Source organism: Vibrio sp. 1402, from assembly GCF_033340275.1.
In genome coordinates this window covers 401,970-426,889 of record NZ_JAWOWE010000003.1, presented here as the reverse complement: position 1 = coordinate 426,889, position 24,920 = coordinate 401,970, and the positions used below count along the sequence as shown (strand labels likewise).

Annotated in this window: 24 protein-coding genes and 1 other RNA gene; 6 read left to right on the top strand and 19 right to left on the bottom strand. The window is 45.6% G+C overall.

What is annotated here, in order from left to right:
- Positions 1-6: 6 nt before the first annotated feature.
- The 11 genes from murG to rsmI all read right to left on the bottom strand — a co-directional run bounded on the left by murG (position 7) and on the right by rsmI (position 12,315).
- On the bottom strand, positions 7-1,074 hold the full coding sequence (gene murG / locus R7044_RS08355) for an undecaprenyldiphospho-muramoylpentapeptide beta-N-acetylglucosaminyltransferase (RefSeq protein WP_031781122.1): 1,068 nt from the start codon (positions 1,072-1,074) through the stop codon (positions 7-9).
- Complete coding sequence (ftsW, locus tag R7044_RS08350; RefSeq protein WP_005372933.1) at positions 1,061-2,257, bottom strand: cell division protein FtsW; 1,197 nt, start codon at positions 2,255-2,257, stop codon at positions 1,061-1,063. The genes murG and ftsW overlap by 14 nt, the downstream gene beginning before the upstream one ends.
- A gap of 14 nt (positions 2,258-2,271) precedes the next feature.
- Positions 2,272-3,588 carry a UDP-N-acetylmuramoyl-L-alanine--D-glutamate ligase gene (gene murD / locus R7044_RS08345; RefSeq protein ID WP_225455469.1) on the bottom strand — a complete coding sequence of 439 codons (1,317 nt, stop codon included), beginning with the start codon at positions 3,586-3,588 and terminating at the stop codon, positions 2,272-2,274.
- A gap of 39 nt (positions 3,589-3,627) precedes the next feature.
- On the bottom strand, positions 3,628-4,710 hold the full coding sequence (mraY, locus tag R7044_RS08340) for a phospho-N-acetylmuramoyl-pentapeptide-transferase (RefSeq protein WP_005372931.1): 1,083 nt from the start codon (positions 4,708-4,710) through the stop codon (positions 3,628-3,630).
- The gene (gene murF / locus R7044_RS08335; RefSeq protein ID WP_213891742.1) at positions 4,710-6,074 is read right to left on the bottom strand and encodes a UDP-N-acetylmuramoyl-tripeptide--D-alanyl-D-alanine ligase; all 1,365 of its coding nucleotides are present in this window, start codon (positions 6,072-6,074) and stop codon (positions 4,710-4,712) included. Before murF ends, mraY begins: the two co-directional genes overlap by 1 nt.
- Positions 6,071-7,552 (bottom strand): UDP-N-acetylmuramoyl-L-alanyl-D-glutamate--2,6-diaminopimelate ligase, encoded by a 1,482-nt coding sequence (gene murE, locus R7044_RS08330; protein WP_158157221.1) that lies wholly within the window; start codon positions 7,550-7,552, stop codon positions 6,071-6,073. The genes murF and murE overlap by 4 nt, the downstream gene beginning before the upstream one ends.
- A 62-nt stretch (positions 7,553-7,614) precedes the next feature.
- On the bottom strand, positions 7,615-9,408 hold the full coding sequence (locus R7044_RS08325; RefSeq protein WP_086046525.1) for a penicillin-binding transpeptidase domain-containing protein: 1,794 nt from the start codon (positions 9,406-9,408) through the stop codon (positions 7,615-7,617).
- Positions 9,405-9,722 (bottom strand): cell division protein FtsL, encoded by a 318-nt coding sequence (ftsL, locus tag R7044_RS08320; RefSeq protein WP_005372920.1) that lies wholly within the window; start codon positions 9,720-9,722, stop codon positions 9,405-9,407. Before ftsL ends, R7044_RS08325 begins: the two co-directional genes overlap by 4 nt.
- A 5-nt stretch (positions 9,723-9,727) precedes the next feature.
- Positions 9,728-10,678 (bottom strand): 16S rRNA (cytosine(1402)-N(4))-methyltransferase RsmH, encoded by a 951-nt coding sequence (gene rsmH, locus R7044_RS08315; RefSeq protein WP_225455468.1) that lies wholly within the window; start codon positions 10,676-10,678, stop codon positions 9,728-9,730.
- Positions 10,679-10,853: 175 nt separating this feature from the next.
- Positions 10,854-11,284, bottom strand: an RNA gene (gene rnpB / locus R7044_RS08310) — RNase P RNA component class A.
- 167 nt (positions 11,285-11,451) lie between these two features.
- A complete protein-coding gene (gene rsmI, locus R7044_RS08305; RefSeq protein ID WP_047101994.1) occupies positions 11,452-12,315 on the bottom strand; it encodes a 16S rRNA (cytidine(1402)-2'-O)-methyltransferase in 864 nt (287 codons plus the stop codon).
- A gap of 68 nt (positions 12,316-12,383) precedes the next feature.
- Between rsmI and R7044_RS08300 the strand changes: the two genes are divergently transcribed.
- The 4 genes from R7044_RS08300 to R7044_RS08285 are packed head-to-tail and all read left to right on the top strand — an operon-like array spanning position 12,384 to position 15,834.
- Entirely contained in the window at positions 12,384-14,195 is a 1,812-nt protein-coding gene (locus tag R7044_RS08300; RefSeq protein ID WP_005372905.1) for a penicillin-binding protein activator, read from the top strand.
- On the top strand, positions 14,182-14,550 hold the full coding sequence (locus tag R7044_RS08295; RefSeq protein ID WP_005372903.1) for a YraN family protein: 369 nt from the start codon (positions 14,182-14,184) through the stop codon (positions 14,548-14,550). Before R7044_RS08300 ends, R7044_RS08295 begins: the two co-directional genes overlap by 14 nt.
- Positions 14,551-14,553: 3 nt before the next feature.
- Complete coding sequence (locus tag R7044_RS08290; RefSeq protein WP_005372901.1) at positions 14,554-15,144, top strand: phosphoheptose isomerase; 591 nt, start codon at positions 14,554-14,556, stop codon at positions 15,142-15,144.
- 21 nt (positions 15,145-15,165) lie between these two features.
- Complete coding sequence (locus R7044_RS08285) at positions 15,166-15,834, top strand: BON domain-containing protein (RefSeq protein ID WP_005387407.1); 669 nt, start codon at positions 15,166-15,168, stop codon at positions 15,832-15,834.
- 71 nt (positions 15,835-15,905) lie between these two features.
- On the opposite strand, the gene sspB is transcribed toward R7044_RS08285, so the two are convergent.
- From sspB to zapE, 8 genes are all read right to left on the bottom strand, one after another.
- Complete coding sequence (sspB, locus tag R7044_RS08280; RefSeq protein WP_005387408.1) at positions 15,906-16,391, bottom strand: ClpXP protease specificity-enhancing factor; 486 nt, start codon at positions 16,389-16,391, stop codon at positions 15,906-15,908.
- A 17-nt stretch (positions 16,392-16,408) separates the two neighbouring features.
- A complete protein-coding gene (sspA, locus tag R7044_RS08275) occupies positions 16,409-17,044 on the bottom strand; it encodes a stringent starvation protein SspA (protein ID WP_005372897.1) in 636 nt (211 codons plus the stop codon).
- Between the two features lie 96 nt (positions 17,045-17,140).
- The gene (locus R7044_RS08270; RefSeq protein ID WP_005372881.1) at positions 17,141-17,878 is read right to left on the bottom strand and encodes a cytochrome c1; all 738 of its coding nucleotides are present in this window, start codon (positions 17,876-17,878) and stop codon (positions 17,141-17,143) included.
- Positions 17,875-19,140 carry a cytochrome b gene (locus tag R7044_RS08265; RefSeq protein WP_005372880.1) on the bottom strand — a complete coding sequence of 422 codons (1,266 nt, stop codon included), beginning with the start codon at positions 19,138-19,140 and terminating at the stop codon, positions 17,875-17,877. Before R7044_RS08265 ends, R7044_RS08270 begins: the two co-directional genes overlap by 4 nt.
- A complete protein-coding gene (gene petA / locus R7044_RS08260; protein WP_005372877.1) occupies positions 19,140-19,730 on the bottom strand; it encodes a ubiquinol-cytochrome c reductase iron-sulfur subunit in 591 nt (196 codons plus the stop codon). The genes R7044_RS08265 and petA overlap by 1 nt, the downstream gene beginning before the upstream one ends.
- A 672-nt stretch (positions 19,731-20,402) precedes the next feature.
- The gene (rpsI, locus tag R7044_RS08255) at positions 20,403-20,795 is read right to left on the bottom strand and encodes a 30S ribosomal protein S9 (RefSeq protein ID WP_005372876.1); all 393 of its coding nucleotides are present in this window, start codon (positions 20,793-20,795) and stop codon (positions 20,403-20,405) included.
- A gap of 15 nt (positions 20,796-20,810) precedes the next feature.
- On the bottom strand, positions 20,811-21,239 hold the full coding sequence (rplM, locus tag R7044_RS08250) for a 50S ribosomal protein L13 (RefSeq protein WP_005372872.1): 429 nt from the start codon (positions 21,237-21,239) through the stop codon (positions 20,811-20,813).
- A 251-nt stretch (positions 21,240-21,490) separates the two neighbouring features.
- Entirely contained in the window at positions 21,491-22,594 is a 1,104-nt protein-coding gene (zapE, locus tag R7044_RS08245; protein WP_005387411.1) for a cell division protein ZapE, read from the bottom strand.
- A gap of 195 nt (positions 22,595-22,789) precedes the next feature.
- Between zapE and zapG the strand changes: the two genes are divergently transcribed.
- Positions 22,790-23,233, top strand: coding sequence for a Z-ring associated protein ZapG (gene zapG, locus R7044_RS08240; protein WP_005379861.1), 444 nt, complete (start codon positions 22,790-22,792; stop codon positions 23,231-23,233).
- A 200-nt stretch (positions 23,234-23,433) separates the two neighbouring features.
- Entirely contained in the window at positions 23,434-24,801 is a 1,368-nt protein-coding gene (locus tag R7044_RS08235) for a Do family serine endopeptidase (RefSeq protein WP_025768400.1), read from the top strand.
- Positions 24,802-24,920 lie beyond the last annotated feature (119 nt).

Genomic DNA, 24,920 nt, shown 5'->3' with positions numbered 1-24,920 from the left:
ATTCGGTTAACGCTTTTCGGTCAAAGCGACAATGGCTTGTGCGACAACTCGGTCAGCATTCAATTTTGCAGCGCCACGCGCTTGCTCAGCCATTGTAAGTAAAGCTTGGCGATCCAATTGTTGGATCTGCAGAGTCAGAGACTCAACGGTTAAATCTGGTTGTTCAATCATTTTCGCCGCGCCGCAATCCACCAAGTGGTCTGCATTAAGTGCTTGCTGGCGGTCTTTGTGCATGAATGGAACAAAAATAGCGCCTACACCTGCCGCCGAGACTTCAGATACGGTTAACGCTCCAGAGCGACAAACTAAAAGGTCAGCCCATGCGTAAGCTTCTGCAACGTCATCAATGAATTCCATTACTTCTGCATTTACCACACCATTAGCTTGGTATGCTGCATTCACTTCTTCGGCGGCACCTTTACCCGCTTGATGACGAATACAGTAATCTTCGCCCAATTTCGACATCACTTCTGGCAGAGTTTGGTTAAGAATACGTGCGCCTTGGCTGCCACCCATCACCAAAATGCGAATTGGACCTTGGCGCTCTTGCATGCGCTCAGTTGGCGCTGCTAATTGAGTCACGTCTTCACGAACTGGGTTCCCAACCACTTCGGCATTTGGAAAAGCGCCTGGGAAAGCCTGAAAAACCTTCTTAGCGATTTTCGATAACCATTGGTTCGTTAAACCTGCTACTGCATTTTGTTCATGCAGAACAACAGGAATACCACTCATCCAAGCAGCAATACCACCCGGGCCGCTAACATAACCGCCCATACCAAGCACTGCGTCTGGCTGCCAGCGTTTCATGTGAGCACGAGCCTGCATAATGGCATTGATAATTTGAAATGGTGCTGCAAGAAGACGTTTAACGCCTTGACCTCGTAACCCTTTCACTTTGATAAAGTCGATTTCAATGCCATGTTTTGGCACCAAATCCGCTTCCATTCGATCCGCCGTACCTAACCAACGGATCTCCCAACCTTGTTCTTGAAGCTGTTTTGCTACCGCCAAACCTGGGAATACGTGACCGCCAGTACCACCAGCCATCACCATCAAACGTTTATTTTGTTTCATTAGCTTGTTGTTCTGATTGTTGTTGCTCGCGTTTCAAGCGGCATTCGTAATCGATACGCAGTAGTATGGACACTGCGACGGACATAATTATTAGACTAGAACCACCATAACTGATGAGTGGAAGTGTTAAACCTTTAGTTGGAACAATACCGGCGGCAGCTCCAACATTAACCAAGGTTTGAAACGCAAACCAAATACCAATTCCGAAAGCCAGATAACCTCCGAACATTTCGCCTTCTTCAAATGCACGCTTGCCGATGTAAACCGCTTTTAGCACCAAGCTAAAAATCAGCATTAAGACCAGCACTACGCCTACGAAACCAAGCTCTTCAGCAAGTACGGCAAACACAAAGTCGGTATGCGCTTCCGGTAGATATTCCAGTTTTTGAATTGAATTACCGAGACCTTGTCCGAACCATTCACCACGACCAAACGCCATCAAAGACTGAGTCAACTGATAGCCACTGCCAAATGGATCTTCCCACGGGTCAAGGAAGGAGGTTACTCGTCGCATACGGTATGGCTCGACGAGAATCAAACCTACCACAGCGCCGATACCTGCCACCATCAAGGCGAGAAACTGGGTTAGTTTTGCACCTGCGATAAAAAGCATGCCAAACAGCGTGACCAGCATCACGACGACCGTCCCCAAGTCTGGCTGACCAAGTAGTAATACTGCGAAGAAGGCAAACACCATGATTGGCTTCATAAAGCCACCAAAGAACGTTTGTCGTACTTCGTCTTGCTTTCGAACTAAGTAACCAGACATGAAGATAAACAGCGATAGCTTCGCGACTTCCGCTGGCTGAAGGTTAAACAGCCCAAGGGGAATCCAACGAGACGCACCATTAACCGACTTACCCGCCAAGAGCACGATGATCAACAGTGCGAAAGAAGCCCAAAGTAAGTAATGGCTCTTCTTAAACCACTCTTGCAAAGGCACTTGCAAAATAACAGCGGAGGTCCCTAACGCCAGCACGAGAAACGTCGCATGACGAAACATAAAGTGGAACGGCTGTTCCGTTAATCGAGAGCTGATTGGAAATGATGCAGAGGTTACCATGACCAAACCAGTCAACATCAAACCCAGTGCAATCCACACTAACTGGCGATCAAACATCGCCTCTGGGGCTGGATGCTTGAGCCAATTGCCAATACTGCGTTTAACGTTACCTAAACCCACGAAGTGTGTAACCTTTAATATGCATATTTCTGAGCAAGAGCAGCGAAAGCATCACCTCTTGCCATAAAGTTGTCGAATTGATCAAAGCTAGCACATGCAGGAGACAGCATCACCATATCACCTGGTTTTAACTGCGAAGATACTTGTTGAATCACATCTTCCATAGTGTCGAAACGTATTGCAGATTCATGCAGTGGCATAAATTCATCGCCATCAGCGCCAAAGCAACACAGTTGCAAGTTAAGCGTCGCGAAGATCGGTTTTAATGGCGAGAAGTCAGCACCTTTGCCAACACCACCAACGAGTAAGTAGAGCTTGCCTGTCGATTCCAAACCAGATAGCGCAGCCATAGTGCTGGCAATATTAGTTGCTTTAGAGTCATTCACCCATTTGACGCCTTGATTATCCGCAACCACCTGGCATCGGTGTGTCAGTCCCGTGTAATTTTTAAGTGCATTCAATGCTTTGTGATAGTTTACGTCCGCAGCTTTTAATAGCGCTAAAGCAACCAGAGCGTTAGATAAGTTGTGCTTACCAACCAACTTAATCTCATCACTTGCGACAACTCGTTGACCGTGATCGAGCAGCCAAGTACGGTTGCCATCCACCTCGAGACCAAAGTCCTGATTGTCGCTGCCAAATGTCACCAATGGCATCTCTGCGTCTGGGAAGGTGTCTTGATCATCACGGTTCACGACCGCAAGAGCAGCATGGTTAAAAATACGCAACTTGGCTTGTCGATAGTCAGACATGCCTTGATAACGATCCATATGATCTTCAGAAAGATTCAGAAACGCAGCGGCTTTGAGCTTTAAGCTTGACGTCGTTTCTAACTGGAAGCTCGAGAGTTCGAGTACATATAGGTCTGCGTCTTGTTCTAACAAGTCCAGAGCAGGCACACCGATGTTACCACCAACGCCAACATCCAAACCTGCAGCCTTAGCCATCACACCTGTGAGGTCGGTTACTGTGCTCTTACCGTTTGAGCCCGTAATCGCAATCACCGGTTTCTGCACCGCCCAAGCGAATAACTCGATATCACCTACTACTGCCGTACCTTTTGCTAATACGGCTTGGATCTCTGGTGTCGCTAGCGCAATACCAGGGTTGGTCACGATAAGATCCGCGTCAGAAAGCCAGTCCGTATTCCAACCACCACTATGCAGTTGAACACTTTCCGGCAAGCGCTCTGCACCTGGAGGGTTTACACGAGTATCAATGACTTTGACCACAAGTTGTGGCTGATTTTTTCTTAGGTGTTTAACGACAGAGAGCCCGGTAATACCGAGCCCTACGACGACAACACTATGTATGTTTTGCCAACGTTCCATATTTGATCACACTGTAAATCTTATTCTTGGAAAGTGCGATTAACGCACTTTCAATGTCGCAAGACCAATCAGAACAAGAACCATAGAAATAATCCAGAAGCGCACGATTACACGAGGTTCTGGCCAACCTTTCAATTCGTAGTGGTGGTGAATTGGTGCCATACGGAAAATGCGCTGACCACGTAATTTGTAAGAACCTACCTGTAGGATGACTGATAGCGTTTCCATCACAAATACGCCACCCATGATCACCAACACCAACTCTTGACGAACTAGAACAGCAATGGTGCCCAATGCCCCGCCAAGCGCTAGTGAACCTACATCGCCCATGAACACTTGTGCTGGGTAAGTGTTAAACCACAAGAAACCAAGGCCTGCACCTACGATTGCTGTACATACGACAACTAACTCAGAAGCATGTGGTAAGTATGGTATATGAAGGTATTCAGAGAAGTTAACGTTACCGGTCGCCCATGCAATAACCGCGAAGCCTGCTGCAACAAGAACCGTTGGCATGATTGCCAAACCGTCTAGACCATCAGTCAGGTTAACCGCGTTACTTGTACCTACAATGACAAAGTAAGTCAGAATGATATACATCAAACCAAGCTGCGGCATGATGTCTTTAAAGAATGGCACCACTAGCTGAGTTGCTGCTGTGTCTTTACCGTAAGCATACAATGCGAAAGCGACGACAAACGCGATCAACGACTGCCAGAAGTACTTCCAACGCGCGATCAAGCCATCGGTATTTTTGCGTACCACTTTACGATAATCATCAACAAATCCGACCGCACCGTAGCCAAGTAAGACTGTCAGCACCGCCCATACGTAAGGGTTGGATAAGTCTGTCCATAGCAAAATCGTGATTGAGATGGCCGCTAAGATCATGATACCGCCCATTGTTGGGGTACCACGCTTACTAAAGTGAGATTCAGGACCTTCGTTACGCACTACCTGACCAATTTGCAGCATTTGCAAACGCTTGATCATGATTGGTCCCATCCATAATGACAGACCTAGAGCGGTTAATACGCTTAGGATTGCTCGAAAAGACAAGTATTCAAACAATCGGAAAAAAGACAGGTATGGCTGTAGCAGCTCGGCAAGCCAAATAATCATTAATAATACTCCTTCAAAGCAGCAGCGACTTCAAACATACGTGCACCGTTCGCTCCTTTCACCAATATCGTATGGTTTTCAGGAACGGCTTGGTCTAGATGCTGCTTGATGTATTCAATCATCTCTTGGTGCGTCTCAAAATGAATGCCTTGGCAAAGATCACTGATCACCTTGGCGTCTGCACCATATGTGAGAACATGTTCAAATTTTTGTGGGGCAGCATGTTCCCCGACTTGACGATGAAGTGCAAGACTTTCCTCGCCCAATTCCGCCATATTACCTAAAATCAGCCAGCGTTGACCTGGGAAAGCGGCCAATAAATCAACTGCCGCTTTCATGGCTGGCACGCTCGCGTTGTAGCTGTCGTCAATCAATTTTATCTTTTCGCTCAGCGCTTCAACCTCGACGCGACCTTTCACTTTGTTCAAATGTTTAAGGCCAGCGCGAACCTCTTCTAATGTGGCGCCCATTTGTAACGCAATAATAGAAGCAGCGATCGCATTCGCAACGTTGTGTTGACCTATAATACCCAGAGACAGTTCAATTTCTTGTGAGCTTGCTGCGATATGTAAGTCAAAGCTTGCTTCACCTGCGGCGTTCAATACGATGTTAGAAGCGAAGAAGTCTGCATCAGTATTACTTTGTGAAAAAGTAATGACTTTCTTATCTGCTAACACTTCATCCCACTTGGCTTCACCATTGCTGTCTAGGTTAACAATCGCAATACCACCAGCTGAAAGGCCTTGGTAGATTTCACCTTTGGCTTGTTTCACGCCATCGATAGAACCAAAGCCTTCAAGGTGAGCGGCTGCTACATTATTCACTAACGCGATATCTGGTTTTACTAACTGAGTCGTGTAAGCAATTTCACCTATATGGTTAGCACCAAGCTCAATCACGGCATAATCATGATCCTGCTGTGAGCGCAATAATGTCAACGGAACACCAATATCATTATTGAAGTTACCCGCCGTGAATAACACTTTGCCTTTCAATTGCAGGATACTCGCAACCATTTCTTTTACGGTCGTTTTACCGCAACTTCCGGTGATGGCAACGGTAGGTGTTTTGCATGCTTGATGCACCCAAGAAGCAAACTCACCCAATGCAAGTTTGGTATCCGACACCACAATTTGCGGCACATTCACATCTAAGCGTTTTTCTACGAGTAAAGCACCGGCACCTGCATCTACCGCTTGTTGGCAAAAGTTGTGCGCATCAAAGCGCTCCCCTACTAACGCCACAAATAGAGCACCACGATCAATCGTTCGTGTATCAGTAGAAACCGCGTCGATAAGTAGATCGTCGCCGAATCGCTCACCACGAGTGATGTCTGCAATTTGAGATAACGTTACTTTGATCATGAGGTCAATCCTAAAAGTTGCATTGCGGACTCGCGGTCGGAGTAATGAATCGTTTCGCCATTACGAATCTGATAATCTTCATGGCCCTTCCCTGCTAACAAGATAATGTCGTTTGGCGAAGCATTTTCAATGGCATAAGACAGTGCTTTGAAGCGGTCATGCTGAACAACCGCTTCTGCAGGTTTTGACAGCCCAGCTAACATGTCTTTCACAATCTGAACCGGGTCTTCGCTGCGTGGGTTATCGTCAGTCAACACCACTCTGTCGCCTAGACGCTCTGCAATTTCCGCCATCATTGGGCGCTTACCTGCATCTCGATCGCCACCGCAGCCAAAAATAGCCCACAGCTGGCCTTCACAATGAACTCGTAAAGCTTGCAGCGCTTTTTCTAAAGCATCAGGAGTATGGGCATAATCAACCACGACTTTGGCCCGATCCTTAGTTTGGAATAACTCCATTCGGCCGAGTACAGGTTGCAGTTGACCTGCGGTTTCGAGTAACGCTTGTTTCTCTTGACCTAAGCTTAATAAGGTCGCAAAAGCGAGCATTAAGTTGGTTGCATTAAACTCACCAATCAAAGGCGCGTGCAATTCACCTGAGCCAAATTTACCATCGAACTTAATAGTAATCCCTGACTCTGCGTAACTGACTTCCGTCGCCCAAATTGCGCTTTCAAATTCAGTGTTCGGCTTGAGCGAGACAGCGATCGCATTACTTAACTGCGACGCCCATTGATGACCGACTTCATCATCAACATTGATAATGGCACGTTCACATTGGTGTTGCGTGAACAACCCAAGCTTTGCATTGGCATACTCTTCCATCGTGCCATGGTAATCAAGATGGTCACGACTTAAGTTAGTAAACACGCCCGCCGCAAATGATAATGCTTTGACACGACCTTGCGTCAGGCCATGAGAAGATACTTCTAGCGCGGTGTATGTGGCTTGTTGATTTGCGAGAGAGGAGAGCGTTTTCTGAATTTCAACGGCATTCCCCGTTGTATTCGCAGCTTGTTGCAAGTTATTGAGGAAGCCATTTCCTGTTGTTCCCATTACCGCCGCTTTATGGTCAAGCAGTTCTAGCCATTGCGCTATTAACTGGGTAATGGTGGTTTTGCCGTTGGTGCCGGTGACACCAATCAAATCCATATCAGGGTAAGCATAGATCTTTCCAGCAATTGCGGATAAACGTTGGTCCAACCTATCAATGTAAATGACGGGAACATCATCAATGATTTCCACCGTACCATGTGTTTTGACATCGCAGGCTTGCGCCAGGGCTGCATTTGCACCTTGCTCAATTGCAGAGGCAATGAATTTACGCCCATCCACAACATGGCCAATCACTGCTACAAACGTGGTTCCAGGTTGAACTCTTCGGCTGTCGAGCTCCAATTCAGAAACAAGAACGGACGATAAGCTAGGGCAATCCACCCAAGGGGAAAGCAGCACGTCCATACTGATGGCTTTAGTCATATTTGTTCTCCGAGCTTTGGCTCAGGTTTTCTTAATTTTGTTTGCTCAGTAAACCACAGGGCTTACTGTTGGAATTTGTTTTCGTCAGGTGCAACATTGAGTATTTGTAGCGCGCCTTTCATGATTTCAGAGAAGACAGGAGACGCTACCGAACCACCATAGTAGTCATCGCCTTGAGGCTCATTTACGATCACTACTAAAGCAATTCGCGGATCGCTAACCGGAGCAAGCCCAGCCGTGTAGGTGATGTACTCGTCGCTGTACCCACCGGCAGAAGCTTTACGTGATGTACCCGTTTTCGCTCCTACTCGATAACCAGGAACTGCCGCTCTGCGAGCCGAGCCCCCTTTTTGAGTTACGGTTTCCAACATGTCTAATACTTGACGCGCATACTTCGCACTCACCACTTGACGTGACATGTCATGATCATTGCTTTCAATAATATGAATAGGCTCGTATTTGCCAAGGTTTCCAAGCGTCGCATAAGCATGGGCTAGCTGGATTGGTGTAATTGATAGACCGTAACCAAACGCAATCGTGGCGCGTTCAATTGGCGACCAACGAGTTCGTGTAGGAAAAATACCCGTCACTTCCCCAACTAGGTTTAGGCCAGAAAGCTCACCAAAACCCACTGAACTGTACAGCCCAAGAAGCGCCTCTACCGGCATTTGCATTGCTAGCTTCGTCACACCGATATTACTCGACTTTTTAAGGATCGTGGTCAAGCTCGCTTTGCCTACGCGAGAGACATCTCTGACTCGACTACCACCTAAACGTAGGACACCATTACCGGTATCTACGATGGTATCTTTATCGGCTATCCCATTTTCTAAGGCGGCTAAAATAACGAAAGGCTTAATGGTCGAACCAGGCTCCATTGAGTCCGTGATCACTCGGTTACGCATTTGATAGCTTTGCCAATCGCTACGATTGTTAGGGTTGTAAGAAGGAGCATTAACCATGGCCAATACGGCGCCCGTTTTTACATCCAACATGACAACGGAACCTGAAGTGGCGCGGTGGTCCGCAACGGCTTGCTTAATCGCACGATACGCGATCGCCTGTAGGCGCTGATCGATGGTTAACTGAAGTGATTTACCTTCTTGCTTGTCTTGCCAAGCAATGTTTTCCACAACACGACCATAACGGTCTTTACGAATAGTTTTCTTACCCGCCGCGCCAGTGAGCCACTCATCGTAGCTACGCTCCACACCTTCTAGGCCATGCCCGTCAATGCCTGTTACACCGACTAAATGAGCACTAACCTCACCTGCAGGATAATAACGACGAGATTCCGACTTAAGGCCAACACCTGGCAGCTTTAGCTCACGAATATAGTTCGCCATGGCCGGACTGACCTGGCGCTGCAAGTAGATAAAGCGGCGTTTTTCATTGCGCTTGATTTTGTCTATTAACCCTTGTCGGTCAATACCAAGAACATCCGCTAATGCATGCCAACTTTTGGTCTGGCTTAACGCGTTTTCTTTAAATATCGTGGCAGGATCTGCCCAAACCGCCTCAACCGGTACACTGACAGCAAGCGGCTCACCATTTCGATCCGAAATAATACCGCGAGCAGAAGGAATGGATTTAACACGAACCGAACGTAGGTCACCTTGTTTAATCAGGTTATCTGGCTCAATGATTTGGATGTAGGCTACGCGTGCCACCAAAAGGGCAAATGCACAAAAAACAAAAAACAGTAATAGATGGAAGCGCCAACGAATCAAGAAAGATTCTTCGACCGCCACTTTCACTGCTTTGTTATCGGTTTTCTTATCCCCCGTAGCCGCTTTCTCTTTTGCTACAGGTTTACGCTTATTGGCTTGTTTCGTGTTGGATTTTTTTCTAATCATTTGAGCGTGACAACCACTTCTTTATCGCCATCAGGTCGTTTCATTTCAAGTTCTTTTTTGGCAAGGTCTTGAACACGACTGTGTTCCGCGAGGGCAGTTTCTTCCAACATTAAGTTACGCCATTCGCTATCTAATCGTTCTCGTTCAACCAACGTATGGTCTTTCTCGGTAATCGCTTGACGCGCATGGTGGGTAGCAAATACCACTCCCATTGCCGATGCCACGATCAATAGCAACAACAGTAATGGCCAGCGACCAACAGTGAGGAGATCTGTTGCAATCAACTTAGCAAGATTAGGAGTGGATTTCGTCATAATAATTAAAGCTTTTCCGCAATTCTTAACACAGAGCTGCGCGAGCGAGGGTTCATTTCAATTTCTTGTTTGCTTGGCTTAATCGCTTTGCTCACCGCTTTCATATTCGCACTACCAAGAGCACGAATTTGCTCTTCCGTCATTGGAATACCGTGTGGCACTTCAGGCCCTTTGCTCTCTTTACGGATAAAACGTTTGACCATACGGTCTTCCAGAGAGTGGAAGCTAATCACAGATAAACGGCCTTCAGGAGCCAGAATGCTCGCCGCGCCTTTAAGTGCCGTATCAATTTCTTCTAACTCACTGTTGATGTAAATACGAAAAGCCTGGAAAGCACGAGTCGCAGGATGTTTTTTCTCTTTAAAACTTTTCGGTGCGGCATCTGAAATCAATTTTGCCAGCTGACCAGTGCGAACCATTGGCTCATTTTCTTCGTCTTCACGGTAGGCAACAATCGCTTTTGCAATACGGCGCGCATGTTTATCTTCCCCAAACTCGCGAATGACCCAAGTGATATCATCGAGGTCTGCTTCCATCAGCCATTGAGATACTGGAACACCTGATGTCGGGTCCATACGCATATCTAGCGGACCGTCTTTCATAAAGCTAAAGCCACGCTCTGCGTCGTCTAACTGAGGAGAAGAAACGCCTAAATCCAGCAGAACACCATCCACTTTTCCAACTAGCCCATACTCTTCAGCATACTCAGCAATACCAGAAAATGGACCATGAATAATGGTGAAGCGAGGGTCATTGATTCTGCCTGCCTCAGCGATCGCTTGAGGGTCACGGTCGATACTGTACAGTCGGCCATTTTCACCGAGTTTAGATAGAATTGTCCGGCTGTGACCGCCACGGCCAAATGTTCCATCAATATAGACGCCGTCTGGTTTGATAGCTAAGCCATCAATGGATTCATTTAATAACACGGAAATATGTTGGAAGGTTTCGGTCATAGCTTTCTCGTTGAATGATCTTGAAGCGATTCTTTAGTGTACTGATTTCCTACATCATCGCCACCACAAGTCTAAAGTTAGACGTGATTTACGCCAAGTTTATTGGTAATGACATAGTTTGCGTCAATTAAATGCAAAAAACCCATCACTACCGAAGTAGAGATGGGTCTCGAATAGGTGGAGCCGACACATAAGCCGGGTTCTGTTCCGCTTGCGCGGCGGTAGCCATTCGTCTAGGCCAGCAATCACTCACTGGCTCGAGCAACCTACCCGCCTCCTTACGCGAGCAACGCAATGTGGAGGCCTATTTGGTCTTGCTTCAGGTGGAGTTTACCCTGCTACGAACTATTGCTAGTCGTCCGGTGCGCTCTTACCGCACCCTTTCACCCTTACCTGTACCCTTACGGGCCATCGGCGGTCTTCTCTCTGCTGCACTTGTCGTAGGCTTGCGCCCCCCAGGCGTTACCTGGCACCTTGCTCTATGAAGCCCGGACTTTCCTCCCCTTTGTCAGTCTCCCGAAGGACGTCAACGTCAGTCTCCCAAAGGGACTTCGACGTCAGTCTCCCGAAGGACATCAACAAAGCAGCGACTACCCAGTCAGCTCCGAGGGCGGATTGTATAGAGTTCTCACTTCAGAGTCTAGTTAGATCACAGATATGATGAAATGAATGCACTAAGTGATGACTTTTTAGTCAGCGCGCCAAAAATAGATAATAAAAAGGCCGATTCCTAAACATCAGCCCTCATTGACCATTTATCTCGCTAGCGGCACTTAGTCTAAGTTTTCTAAGCCCCATTTATATAGCGCATTCTTCTTCAAGTTATGTATTTCTGCCACCAAAGCAGCTGCTTTTTTCAAAGGCAGCTCTTTGGTCAAAATCCCTAACGTGCGTAAAGCATCTTCAGGTAGTGAGTCGTCTGTTGTTTCACGATGGCCATGTACCAACAATACCATTTCACCACGCTGTTGGTTATCGTCACTTTTCACCCATTTAATCAGCTCACCTAACGGCATGCCTTGAATGGTTTCAAAGGTTTTTGTTAGCTCTCTTGCCAACACAACTTCTCTATCTGGGCCAAGAACGTCTAACATGTCTTGTAGAGAGTCTAAAATACGGTGCGGTGACTCGTAAAAAATACACGTACGCTCTACCGAAGCAATCTCTAGGAATTTATCCTTACGACCTTTGCTTTTCGGTGGTAAAAAACCTTCGAAGCTAAAGCGATCAGATGGCAAGCCAGAGGCACTTAACGCCGTAATGACCGCACAGGCACCTGGAAGAGGCACAACTCTAACGCCCGCTTGACGACATTTTGTCACCAAGTGGTATCCTGGGTCGCTGATAAGTGGCGTACCAGCGTCAGAAACTAATGCGATAGACTGACCGGAAAGCAGCTTTTCTACCAAAACTTGTGCTTTTTGCTGCTCATTGTGGTCATGTAGAGCAAAAGTTTTGGTTTGAATATTGAAGTGAGACAGTAATTTGCCCGTATGTCGAGTATCCTCAGCGGCAATGATGTCCACAGTCGACAGAATTTCGATAGCACGTTGGGTGATATCCGCTAAATTTCCGATTGGAGTCGGTACGATATAGAGAGTTGGCCCCTCATTCGGCAACTTATTTTTATCTGTCATTTGTTTACCATCACTTCAACGATTAATATAGAGACAATTTTGTACAAAATTATAGAGAACTCACGGCAATGATTAACCATAAGAGACTCAGTGTACCACGCATACTTACTCCTGTTGCACTAGCAATTACGCTCGCCGCCTGTTCTTCAGGTCCAAGACAGCCTGATGGCGTTGATGTAACACTTGAGCCTACTCAGTCTGTTCAGAACTATATGATCCAAGCTGATAGCACGGAAGGCAGTTTACAAAATGACTGGTTGATCATGGCAACCAAAGCCGCGATTCAAGCAAACCAGTTTGATCAAGCAGAAATGTTGATCAAGCGCCTGGCTCGTCAACAGTTAACCGAAGTTCAGCAAGCAGAGTGGCAACTAGCGCGTGCGACCATACAGCAAAAACAGGGTAATTACTCTCAGTTGCTGCAATTGTTGAATTTTAAACCTTGGTGGAAGTTACCAAATGAGCAATGGAAAGACTATTACTTGATGCGTGCCGACGCTTATCAAGGTCTTAACCAAGCGTTTGAGGCAAACCGCCAACTGGTTGCATTTGGCCAATATGCATCGTCCGCGGAGCAGAGAGAGATTTCTAGCCGTATTTGGATGAACTTTGGCAGCTATTCCGAGTACGAACTGACCTCATTAGAAACAGAGCCAAATGAAGATGTTTTGGATGGTTGGCTACAACTCGCTATTTATGCGAAAACGTTGTCGGGCAACTTATCTCAACTAAAAAATACCCTAGAACGCTGGTTAAACGAGAACCCATCGCACCCAGCCGCTATCTACACACCAGAAGAGATTCAAAACATTCTCTCTCTAGACATCGTTAAACCAAACAACACCGCTTTGTTACTGCCGCTTACTGGTAAATTCTCGCCACAAGCGCAATTAATTCGTGATGGTTTTGTGTTTGCGATGATGAATGATCGTAACCGTGATCCAAGCGCTACCCTCACGGTAATAGACACTAATGCGTATAACGCCGACCAAATTAAACAACGTTTGATCAATGAAAACATCGACTTTGTTGTTGGTCCCCTAGAAAAAGAAAACGTTGAGCTATTGCACACAACCATGGATGGCTCAGAAAATGGTCCTACGATTCCAGCCCTTGCGCTAAATATTCCCGAAGATGTGCAACCAGATAGCAATATTTGCTACTTGGCATTATCACCAGAACAAGAAGCCGCACAAGCAGCGAAACACTTGTTCAGCGAAGGCTATAACTTCCCTCTGATCCTGGCACCAAAGGGCAGCTTTGGTGAGCGCGTAACTGAAGCGTTCAACAAAGAATGGCGCAAGTACAGCTCTAATAAAGTCGCAGCAAGTTATTTTGGCGACAAGCGCCAACTTCAAAAAGACATCAATGAAGTATTTGGTCTGCAAGAAAGCAAACAACGTATTGCTCAGATGCAATCACTAATGCGTATCAAGCTTGAAACACAGCCACGTAGCCGTCGTGATGTCGATGCGGTTTATATTGTTGCTAGAAGCACGGAACTGACTTTGATCAAGCCATTTATTGAGGTAGCGATTAACCCAGACGCCAAAGCTCCTCAAATTTTCTCTAGCTCGCGTAGCAACAGTGGCGGCGCGACTTACGAAGATCTAACAGGCATCATCTACAGCGATATCCCATTACTGATTGACCCAGACCCTAGCGTGACCGCTGAAATGAACGAGCTGTGGTCAGAGCAATCTAACATGGAAAAACGTTTGAAAGCACTGGGTATGGATGCGTATAAATTGATTGGGGAGCTGCCACAAATGAAGGTCGTTCCGGGCTACTCAGTTGGCGGCCAAACCGGTATTTTAAGTATCGACAATAATTGTGTTGTACAGCGTGAGCTAAGCTGGGCTGAGCGTGGGGCTCTTTAGTAAGCGCCAAATCGGAAATCAATATGAAGCTCTGGCGAAGCAGTATTTACAACGCCAGGGCTTAAACTTTATTGAACAAAATTTTCTGACTAAGGTCGGTGAGATTGATTTAATCTTCCAACAAGGTGAAACTATTGTGTTTGTTGAAGTCAAATACCGTAAGAACAATCACTTTGGCTCGGCAGCAGAAATGGTGACGCACGCTAAAATGCGCAAGCTAGTCAAAACCGCACAAGTTTGGCTTAGCCAACAAAAGCGCTTAAAACACAATATCGATTATCGATTTGATGTCATCGCCATTCATGATAATGGGCGAGATATCAACTGGATAGAAAACGCAATCTCTGAAGGATAAGCGATGCTAGACAGCATTAAAGACAGCTTTACAGAAAGTATTCAAATTCAAATCGCAGCAGCAGAGGCGCTGCCTGATGCCATTACTCATGCAGCTCAAGCGATGGTGTCGAGCCTGCTTAATGGCAATAAAATTTTATGTTGTGGTAATGGCGGCAGTGCTTCAAACGCTCAACAATTTGTTTCTTGTCTTTTAAACCGTTTTGAAACTGAGCGCCCTAGCCTACCAGCAATGGCCTTAACCGCCGATAATACCACCCTAACCGCAGTGGCCAACGATTACCACTACCAGGAAATCTTCTCAAAACAGGTACGAGCGTTTGGTCAACCAGGCGACATTTTGCTTGCCATGTCGACTAGCGGTAACAGTAAAAATATTATCAAAGCGATGGAAGCAGCCGTAACTCGAGACATGACGATTATCGCGCTAACAGGAAAAGATGGCGGAGAGATGGCAGGACTGCTCGGTGAGAACGACGTCGAAATTCGTATTCCATCACACCGCACTGCACGTATTCACGAAGTACATATGGTAACACTCCATTGCCTTTGTGATCTTATTGACCAAGTGCTTTTCCCTGCTCACGAAGAGTAACCAAGACTGAGAGTCAGAATTATGATACGTAGCCTTGTTATCTTATTAACAGCATTGAGTTTAAGTGGTTGCGCAGGTTTGTTTATCGCAGGTGCAGCAACCACAGCGAATATTGTCACGGACACACGCACGACAAAACAAATCTGGCAGGACAATAACATCGAATTCGAAGTTGCGGCGATCGGCAATAAAGCACCGTTTAAAGGTGAAGTTCGTGTCGTTGCCAGTTCATATAATGGGACTGTAGTCCTTATGGGACAAGCTCCGACACAAGACCTTATCCTTGCTTTAGAGCGAAGGGCTCGAGAAGTTAGTGGTGTAAAAGTCATACACAATCAAATCAAACAAAAAGAGCCACTCACTGTTACCCAGATTAGCAATGACAGCTGGATCACAACCAAAGTAAAGTCAGCTTTGCTTACTGATTCTGAGCTTAATGGTGTTAAGGTTAAAGTGATCACCGAAGATGGCGACGTTTTTCTGTTTGGTTATGTCACGCCAGAGCAAGGCGATCGAGCGACAGAAATCGCGCGTAATATCTCAGGCGTAAAACAAGTCATTAAAGGGTTCCAATACGGCGAAATGGAGCCTGTTGAAGTAGACTTACCGAGTGACGGTGTACAAACAATAGAAAGTGAGGCAAGTACAGAAAGTGAAAAGAACGTCGAAGTCTTTACGATTAGTGAGTAATTTCCAAAGTCTGGCTTGAAATCATCTTCAACAAGTTAAAAAGAAAAAAGCAGCGTAACGCTGCTTTTTTATTATTTAATCACTCTTAAGCTTGGTTTGCCTTTTGGTCGAGGAGCATCGTCCTCTTCGGCATCTGAATCAGAAACTAACTCAGAAGGCTCATCGCTAACCGTTGTGAACGATGGGGATGATTCTTCCTCGGTCATCGCTTCTTCTTCGATGTGAGTGTACGCTTCTTCTGGTTCAAACATAGTACCAGCACCATTCTCACGTGCATAAATAGCTTGAACAGCATACACAGGCACGATCACTGAGTGCGGACGACCGCTAAAGCGAGCATGGAAGGTAATCGCATCATTACCTAACTCAAGATTACCCACTGCACGTGGCGCAATATTCAAAATAATTTGACCATCTTGAATAAATTCAACCGGGACACGCACCCCTGGCATTGTTGCATCCACAACCAAGTGAGGAGTCAAGTCATTGTCTACTAACCAGTCGTAAAATGCGCGAAGCATATACGGGCGGCGAGCAGTCATTTTTGCAATATCCATAACGTGTTTTAAATCGCTTAGCGAACTAGGCGCATTTCACGTTCAGCTTCAGTCAAAGAAGCAAGGAACGAATCACGTTCAAATACGCGGTTCATGTATACCTTGATTTCTTTTGAACCAGGGCCAACAAGATCGATACCAAGTTGAGGCAAACGCCACAATAGTGGAGCTAGGTAACAATCGATCAAGCTGAATTCTTCGCTCATGAAGTACTCATATTCAGCAAAAATTGGCGCTAACGTCAGAAGATCATTACGCAGCTTTGTGCGTGCTTTTTCTGATTCTTCCGCATTACCTTTCATCACTTTTTCAGCGAGTGAATACCAGTTGCGTTCGATACGGTACATCATCAAGCGGCTGTTGCCACGAGCAACAGGGTAAACCGGCATTAGAGGTGGATGAGGGAAGCGCTCGTCCAAGTACTCCATGATGATTTTTGAATCGTAAAGAGCTAGCTCACGGTCAACAAGAGTTGGCACTGATTTATATGGGTTTAGCTCAACAAGCTCAGCAGGAAGGTTTGCTTCGTCAACAAGCTCAACTTCAACACTTACGCCTTTTTCAGCTAGTACAATGCGAACCTGATGGCTATACAAATCTGATGCACTTGAGAAAAGAGTCATCACAGAACGTTTATTGGCAGCTACAGCCATGGAGCCCTCCAGTACACTTACAAATAAAAACAATGGAGGCTAAGCCTCCATTGTACATCAATTAAAATTGGGAATTAGCACGGTATTTTAGCACAATTAATGCACATCGCGCCAATACTCTTTCTTGAGCATCACAACAACGATGGTTAGAAGCACTAAGAAGCCCATTACCCACCAGCCTAGAGCATGACGCTCAAGCTGCACTGGGTCACCTGAATAAACTAAGAAGTTAACGAGATCGCCAACCGCTTTGTCATATTCGCCTTCACTCAGCTCACCCGTGCCATCGGTTTCAGTACCAACAACAACTTGTACTTCTTCGCCATCTACGATTTTCGTATCGTAAATCGGCGTCGGGATGCCCTGTAGCTCTTCAAGCACATGCGGCATACCAACACTCGGGAAGACGATGTTGTTCACGCCGAATGGACGAGATGGATCAACATAGAAAGAGCGTAAGTAAGTGTATAACCAATCAGCACCACGAACTCGTGCAACCAACGTAAGATCTGGTGGTGGAGCACCAAACCAGTTTGCCGCTTGCTTCGGTGGCATAGCATTGACCATTAGATCACCGATTTTCGCTTCAGGATTGAAAATCAGGTTTTCTTTCATTAAGTCTGTTGGAATTTCCAAGTCTGTTGCTACACGCTCGTAACGCTGGTATTGCGTAGAGTGACAAGCAAAACAGTAGTTCATGAACAACTTCGCGCCGTTTTGTAGCGAAGCTTTATCCGTAAGGTCAACATTCGCTTTATCCAGCGGAACATTGGCCCCAGCTGCCATCGCTAGTGATGGCAACATAGCAAATAGAATTACAATCCACTTCTTCATTTGAATGTCACCCTCTCTGGTAATGGTTTGGTTGCTTCATTTTTGCTGTAGAAGAACAGCAACACAAAGAACATGAAGTAACACAAGCTAAAGATCTGAGATAGTAGTGTGTACGTTGGTGTAGCAGGTAACGCACCTAAAATACCCAGAGCGATAAAGGCGATAGTGAACTGTACAATATTCAATAAATGAAGTTTGCTACGGTAACGGTATGAACGAACTTTACAACGATCCAACCAAGGTAGAACAAACAGCACTGCAATTGACGCGCCCATTAGGATAACACCTAATAGTTTGTCTGGAACCGCGCGTAAGATTGCGTAGAACGGCGTGAAGTACCATACCGGAGCAATATGCTCTGGTGTCTTCAGTGGGTTTGCAGCTTCAAAGTTAGGCGGCTCAAGGAAGTACCCACCCATCTCTGGGTTAAAGAACAGCACGTAACAGAAGAAGAACAAGAAACCAGCGACACCGACCAAGTCCTTAACCGTGCCGTACGGATGGAAAGGAATCGAATCAATGATGTCATATTTCTTCGTGTAGTAATCGTGGAACTTGAATTGCGTTTTGTAATCGTCGCCCATTGAGCCTTTTGGCAGCTTAGTTTCGATACCATCCGGGTTGTTTGAGCCTACTTCGTGCAGCGCCAATACGTGCAGAACAACAAGAAGAAGCAAAACGATAGGCAGTGCAATAACGTGTAGTGCGAAGAAACGGTTTAGCGTTGCACCAGAGATGATGTAGTCACCACGAATCCAAAGTGTTAGGTCATCACCGATAACAGGAATAGCACCAAACAGGGAAATGATTACCTGCGCACCCCAGTATGACATCTGACCCCATGGAAGTAGGTAACCCATGAACGCTTCAGCCATGAGAACTAGGAAGATCAACATACCGAAGATCCACAACAGTTCACGAGGTTTTTGGTATGAACCGTAGATCAAACCACGGAACATGTGAAGATACACAACAACGAAAAACGCTGACGCTCCAGTGGAATGCATGTAACGCAGAAGCCAACCGTACTCTACATCACGCATAATGTATTCGATAGACGCAAATGCACCGTCACCTGAAGGAACATAGTTCATCGTTAGCCAAATACCCGTTAGGATTTGGTTAACAAGAACCAGCATCGCCAGAGAACCGAAAAGGTACCAAAAGTTGAAGTTCTTAGGCATTGGGTATTCAGACAAATGCTTTTTATAAGCATTCATTGCAGGAATACGCTTTTCAACCCAATCTAACATTGCTTGCATTATGCATCTCCCTCATCAACACCCACAATGAGCTTGGTATCGCTCAAATACATGTGCTTAGGAACGACAAGGTTCAACGGAGCAGGTACTCCTTGGAACACTCGACCAGCCATGTCGAACTTAGAACCATGACAAGGACAGAAGAAGCCAGATCTTACGCCCTGCACCTGCTCTGAGAAAGAGTCAGGTAGATAGGTTGGTGAACAACCTAAGTGGGTACAGAAACCAACTGCGACGAAAAACTCTTCCTTAATCGAACGAAACTCATTCTGAGCGTACTCAGGCTGCTGCTCCATTTCAGATTGTGGATCGCGAAGCTTATCACCGATCGATTTTAAGTTATCCAGAACGCTTTGAGTGCGGCGAACAATCCATACAGGTTTTCCCTGCCACTCAACACGAACCAGCTGACCTGGTTCAATTTTACTTATATCCACTTCCACCGGTGCGCCCGCCGCTTTGGCTTTAGCACTCGGATTCCATGATTTGATAAAAGGCACGGCGACGGCGACTGCCCCTAACCCACCAACAACTGCCGTTGTAGCGGTTAGAAAACGCCTGCGACCGTTATTTAAAGGCGCGTTGCTCATCCAAACATTCTCCCATTTGCTCCCTTTGGATCGTTATTATTCCGCTTATAAGAGCATGGCTAACAAATAATGAATTTAGTTCTATTTATTGGAGGGAAATGATAAAGAAAACCCTACTTTTTGACAAGATAAAGCTACCTTTTTGTAACATTTGTGAGGCAAATCGCTCGCGTCGTCACAAAAGCGGCAGAATTATAAAAAATTGATGTGATTTGTAACAAGAAAGCACCACATAGAAGCCCCGCTGAAAGCTGATAAAACCTTTTATCTTGGTAGTTTTCAGTTAATTACACAGAGAAATATTTCGTATTACGCGTTCAGCTTACTGTGTTTATATTTTCAATTTTGTAGCACGCAGAATGCTCAAAAAGGAGCGTAAGTCATTTTAAAACATGTTACAGGAAGAATAAGATACAAAGACATTCTTGCTGATGAATACATCTATGCTGCATCGCAAGAGAAAGCGTGGTGAGTCGCGATTAAATAAGGCACAGATATAAAACGGCACTGGCACCTTTCGACGAAGAGGACGAATAAGAAGGCCTGCTCGGAGTGTGATGATAAGTGAAGGCTGTTCGTTGCTTTAAATACAAAAAAGCCCGGCATAGAGCCGAGCTTTTGGTACACAGTTTCCAGAGTAACTCTGAAAGCATAATTCCCGATAAGAGGAAATTAACGCTTAGAGAACTGTGGACGACGACGTGCTTTACGTAGACCAACTTTCTTACGTTCAACGCAACGAGCGTCACGAGTAACGTAGCCAGCTGCGCGTAGAGCAGGACGTAGAGACTCATCGTATTCCATAAGCGCGCGAGTGATACCGTGACGGATAGCACCAGCTTGACCAGAAATACCGCCGCCTTTAACTGTTACGTAAAGGTCTAGCTTTTCAGTTAGTTCAACTAGCTCTAGAGGTTGTTGTACAACCATACGTGCTGTTGGACGACCGAAGTATTCGTCAAGGTTACGCTTGTTTACTACAATGTTACCGCTGCCTGGTTTAATGAAAACACGTGCAGCTGAGCTTTTGCGACGGCCAGTGCCGTAGTATTGATTCTCTGCCATTTTCGAAATCCCCAATTAGATGTCTAGTACTTGTGGTTGTTGAGCAACATGGTTGTGCTCAGCGCCCGCGTAAACTTTTAGCTTACGGTACATAGCACGGCCTAGAGGACCACGTGGAAGCATGCCTTTAACTGCAAGCTCAAGAGCCATCTCAGGTTTACGATCGATCAACTTTTCAAAAGTGATAGATTTTAGACCACCTGGGAATTCAGAGTGACGGTAGTACACTTTGTTCTTAGCTTTGTTACCAGTTACAGCAACTTTCTCAGCGTTGATAACGATGATGTAATCACCAGTGTCAACGTGAGGAGTGTATTCAGCTTTATGTTTGCCACGTAGGCGAGATGCAATTTCACTTGCTAGACGGCCAAGAGTTTTACCTTCAGCGTCTACAACGTACCAGTCGCGTTTTACAGTTTCTGGTTTAGCAACGAAAGTTTTCATGCTAACAATAACCCGTTAATTAAATTTTAAACTTTAAAGGAACACCCAATAGTGCTCCCACACTGTCTAAGAGCCCAGTCATCACCCCTTCGAGTCGTTGGTACTCTCGACCTTCAATTTCGAAATAACTTCGATAATCAGGTCTGCAGTAACGGTGGGTCGCAGGATTATAGAGAAGAGCGAAGAAAAAATCACCTTTTTTTGCGCCAAATCACTAATTTTTTCTTCACTTTTTTAAGAACCCATTGGATCTAGGCCAAATGTTCACGCGCGAGATACTCATGACTTTGCATCTCAGTAAGCCGAGACAAACAGCGCTTAAATTCGAACTCTAACTGCCCGTCAGTATATAAGTCGGCCATTGGCACTTCAGCAGAAATAATCAACTTAACATTGCGCTCGTAAAACTCATCGACCAGCGCGATAAAGCGTCTCGCCGCATCATCTATTTTTCGGTTCATTTGTTGAACATCTGCCAGTAATACCGTGTGGTAAATACGAGACAATTCAATGTAGTCATTTTGACTGCGAGCAGTTTGACACAACTGAGCAAACGACGCATGCAGCACCCCGTCGCTTGCTTCAATCACCGCTAGTTGACGGTGGTTAACTTCGATTTGATGAGCAACAAACTGACGCTCTCCAGTCAGCTGCTGATAATATTTGTTAAGGTTTATGCTAGCCTGCTCATCAAGCGGGTAATGGTATATTTCAGCCTGTTCTAACGTTCTTAAGCGATAATCAACGCCACTATCGACATTCAACACTTCACAACGTGCCAAAATCATATCGATCGCGGGCAAAAAGCGCGCTCTTTGCAAACCGTTACGATATAAGTTCTGCGGCTCAATGTTTGAAGTCGCGACTAGGATCATCTGCCGCTTGAACATTTCTTGAAGTAGCGTTGCAAGGATCATCGCATCAGTAATGTCGGAAACAAAAAATTCATCAAAGCAAACCACATCTGCTTCTTCTTTAAATTTATCCGCCACTTTTGATAGAGGATTTTCGACATCACCTAACAGCTTCAACTCATCATGTACTCGATACATAAATCGATGGAAGTGGACGCGCATTTTTCTTTGGGTCGGTAAAGCATCAAAAAATGCGTCCATAAGGTAGGTTTTACCGCGACCTACCCCACCCCAAAAGTAAAGGCCTTTTGGTGGTTCAGGCTTGTCGATTTTTTTCCCCATTAGCTTTTGCCATTTGGAAAGCTGAGGCACAGGCGCTGACTGAAATTCAACGATAGCATGGTAAAGCTTGTCTAATGCAACGACCGCTTGATACTGAGCTTCATCACGCTGAAACCCGTGTTCTGCTATGTCTTTTTGATATTGTTGTAGTGGTGTCATCGTATTAAGTCGTATAGAGGTATAGAGAAAAGGGTTACCTCGGGGTCAACTTTGAGAATAGAGAGAAGTAGTTATCAGTCCCCGAAGACATACTGCTATTTTTCTTTATCGGCTGTTCAAGCCATAGTAACATGGACAAGCACCGCGTGTAACTAAGTAGTAAAAGACTTGTTAAAACAACTATAAGGAGCAGTTATGCCTTGGATTTATGCCATTGTGGGTTTGCTGGTCGGTACAATCGTAGGCGTAGTCATTAGTAGACTAACCACCCCTGAATACAAGAAACAAAAGTCTGTGCAGAAAGAACTTGAAGCGGCCAAGTTTGAATTAGAGCAACAACGTCAAGAGCTCGTCGATCATTTTGCACAAACCGCAGAGATGTTGGACACCCTAGGTAAAGATTACACCAAGCTATACCAACATATGGCCAAGACCTCTTCTGAGCTTTTGCCAAACTTACCAGAACAAGACAACCCGTTTGATAAGAAAACGGCAATGTCGTCTGAAACCATTGCAGAAGATCAACCAGAGTTCAACGAACAACCAAAAGACTACGCTAATGGCGCCACCGGTCTTTTGAAGGATCAAGAGAAAGAAATCATTAATGCTCCCGAAGCGGTAACCGCAAAAGCATCATAATCCTCTCTTACTTCTATCTAGGGCCGATACATTTGTATCGGCCCTTTTTTGAACTTTTTCACCTCACCTTCGCTCTAACTTGGATGTGCACTGCCTCCCCTTTTGATTGTCCGAACTAGACCCTATATTAGTTGTTAACAAAGTGAACTAACCGTTCGGATATTTCTTTTTGGCAGACATGTTTCAAGAGGAGTTATTGGATGAAAAAACCACTGCTTGCGCTCACCGTTCTATCTCTGAGTTTGGGGTCGATTATTGCCCCAGTTCAAGCCACTGCCGCATTACCTTTGAATGTGGATGGCCAACAGTTACCTAGCTTGGCACCAATGCTTGAGAAGGTGACCCCAGCTGTTGTGAGTATTGCTGTAGAAGGTAAACAAGTACAAACCAGCCGCATTCCCGAGCAATTTCAATTTTTCTTTGGCCCAGACTTTCCTATGGAACAAAGGCGAGAGCGCCCGTTCAGAGGTTTAGGTTCTGGTGTCATTATTGATGCGAAGAAAGGCCATATTGTCACTAACTACCATGTGATTAAGGGGGCAGATGAGATTCGAGTTCGCCTCTTTGACGGGCGCGAGTATGACGCTACGCTCGTTGGCGGTGATGAAATGGCCGATGTTGCGTTACTTAAATTAGAGAAAGCGAAAAACTTAACGCAGATTAAGGTCGCGGATTCCGACAAACTGCGTGTCGGTGACTTTACGGTTGCGATTGGTAACCCATTTGGACTCGGTCAAACTGTGACTTCGGGTATTGTTTCAGCCCTTGGTCGTAGCGGCTTAAACGTTGAAAACTTCGAAAACTTCATCCAAACCGATGCCGCAATTAACAGCGGTAACTCTGGTGGTGCATTGGTCAACCTTAATGGTGAGCTGATCGGTATTAATACTGCGATTTTAGGCCCTAACGGCGGTAATGTGGGTATTGGCTTTGCGATTCCATCAAACATGATGAAAAACCTCACTGATCAAATTCTAGAGTTTGGTGAAGTCAAACGCGGCATGTTGGGTGTGCAAGGTGGCGAAGTAACCTCTGAGCTAGCTGATGCATTGGGTTACGAGTCAAGTAAAGGGGCCTTTATTGGTCAAGTCGTACCGGACAGCGCAGCCGATAAAGCAGGGTTAAAAGCCGGTGACGTAATTGTATCGGTGAACGGCAAAGCGATTAATACTTTCTCAGAGCTCCGCGCAAAAGTGGCAACACTGGGAGCAGGTAAAGAAATCACATTAGGTGTGGTTCGAGATGGTAAGAATAAAACCTTTGATGTAACGCTTGGCGAATCTACGAATATGAAAGCTAAAGCGGAGACATTACATGAGGGACTCAAAGGTGCGGAGTTAAGCAATACAACACCAAGTGATGTAATCCAAGGTGTTAAAGTATCGAGCGTTGCAGATAACTCTCCAGCGGCTCAATATCAATTACAACAAGGTGACATTATTATCGGTGTGAACCGTCAACGAGTGAAAAACCTTGCCGAGCTTCGTACAATCGTAGAGAAACACAAAGGTGTACTGGCTCTTAATATTCAACGTGGTGAACGTACTATTTATCTTGTCATTCGTTAACCACTTTCAAAGTGATAGGAAATAAGGTTTTCGATGCATAGTACTGAGTGATAAGGCTCGATCACTTTTCCTTATCGCTCAATAACTAATGAAAAGGGCAGCGCGATGACGTGCTGCCC

Coding starts and splice junctions, on each gene's coding strand:
- R7044_RS08325 (WP_086046525.1), bottom strand. CDS start 9,408: ATGATTAGAAAAAAATCCAACACGAAACAAGCCAATAAGCGTAAACCT.
- sspB (WP_005387408.1), bottom strand. CDS start 16,391: ATGGATATTGCAAAAATGACTGCTCGCCGCCCGTATATGCTTCGCGCA.
- rsmI (WP_047101994.1), bottom strand. CDS start 12,315: ATGACAGATAAAAATAAGTTGCCGAATGAGGGGCCAACTCTCTATATC.
- zapG (WP_005379861.1), top strand. CDS start 22,790: ATGCCTTGGATTTATGCCATTGTGGGTTTGCTGGTCGGTACAATCGTA.
- R7044_RS08290 (WP_005372901.1), top strand. CDS start 14,554: ATGCTAGACAGCATTAAAGACAGCTTTACAGAAAGTATTCAAATTCAA.
- R7044_RS08300 (WP_005372905.1), top strand. CDS start 12,384: ATGATTAACCATAAGAGACTCAGTGTACCACGCATACTTACTCCTGTT.
- murD (WP_225455469.1), bottom strand. CDS start 3,588: ATGGAACGTTGGCAAAACATACATAGTGTTGTCGTCGTAGGGCTCGGT.
- murG (WP_031781122.1), bottom strand. CDS start 1,074: ATGAAACAAAATAAACGTTTGATGGTGATGGCTGGTGGTACTGGCGGT.
- sspA (WP_005372897.1), bottom strand. CDS start 17,044: ATGGCTGTAGCTGCCAATAAACGTTCTGTGATGACTCTTTTCTCAAGT.
- murE (WP_158157221.1), bottom strand. CDS start 7,552: ATGACTAAAGCCATCAGTATGGACGTGCTGCTTTCCCCTTGGGTGGAT.
- rplM (WP_005372872.1), bottom strand. CDS start 21,239: ATGAAAACTTTCGTTGCTAAACCAGAAACTGTAAAACGCGACTGGTAC.
- ftsL (WP_005372920.1), bottom strand. CDS start 9,722: ATGACGAAATCCACTCCTAATCTTGCTAAGTTGATTGCAACAGATCTC.
- R7044_RS08265 (WP_005372880.1), bottom strand. CDS start 19,140: ATGCAAGCAATGTTAGATTGGGTTGAAAAGCGTATTCCTGCAATGAAT.
- R7044_RS08270 (WP_005372881.1), bottom strand. CDS start 17,878: ATGAAGAAGTGGATTGTAATTCTATTTGCTATGTTGCCATCACTAGCG.
- R7044_RS08285 (WP_005387407.1), top strand. CDS start 15,166: ATGATACGTAGCCTTGTTATCTTATTAACAGCATTGAGTTTAAGTGGT.
- rpsI (WP_005372876.1), bottom strand. CDS start 20,795: ATGGCAGAGAATCAATACTACGGCACTGGCCGTCGCAAAAGCTCAGCT.
- petA (WP_005372877.1), bottom strand. CDS start 19,730: ATGAGCAACGCGCCTTTAAATAACGGTCGCAGGCGTTTTCTAACCGCT.
- mraY (WP_005372931.1), bottom strand. CDS start 4,710: ATGATTATTTGGCTTGCCGAGCTGCTACAGCCATACCTGTCTTTTTTC.
- rsmH (WP_225455468.1), bottom strand. CDS start 10,678: ATGACCGAAACCTTCCAACATATTTCCGTGTTATTAAATGAATCCATT.
- zapE (WP_005387411.1), bottom strand. CDS start 22,594: ATGACACCACTACAACAATATCAAAAAGACATAGCAGAACACGGGTTT.
- murF (WP_213891742.1), bottom strand. CDS start 6,074: ATGATCAAAGTAACGTTATCTCAAATTGCAGACATCACTCGTGGTGAG.
- R7044_RS08235 (WP_025768400.1), top strand. CDS start 23,434: ATGAAAAAACCACTGCTTGCGCTCACCGTTCTATCTCTGAGTTTGGGG.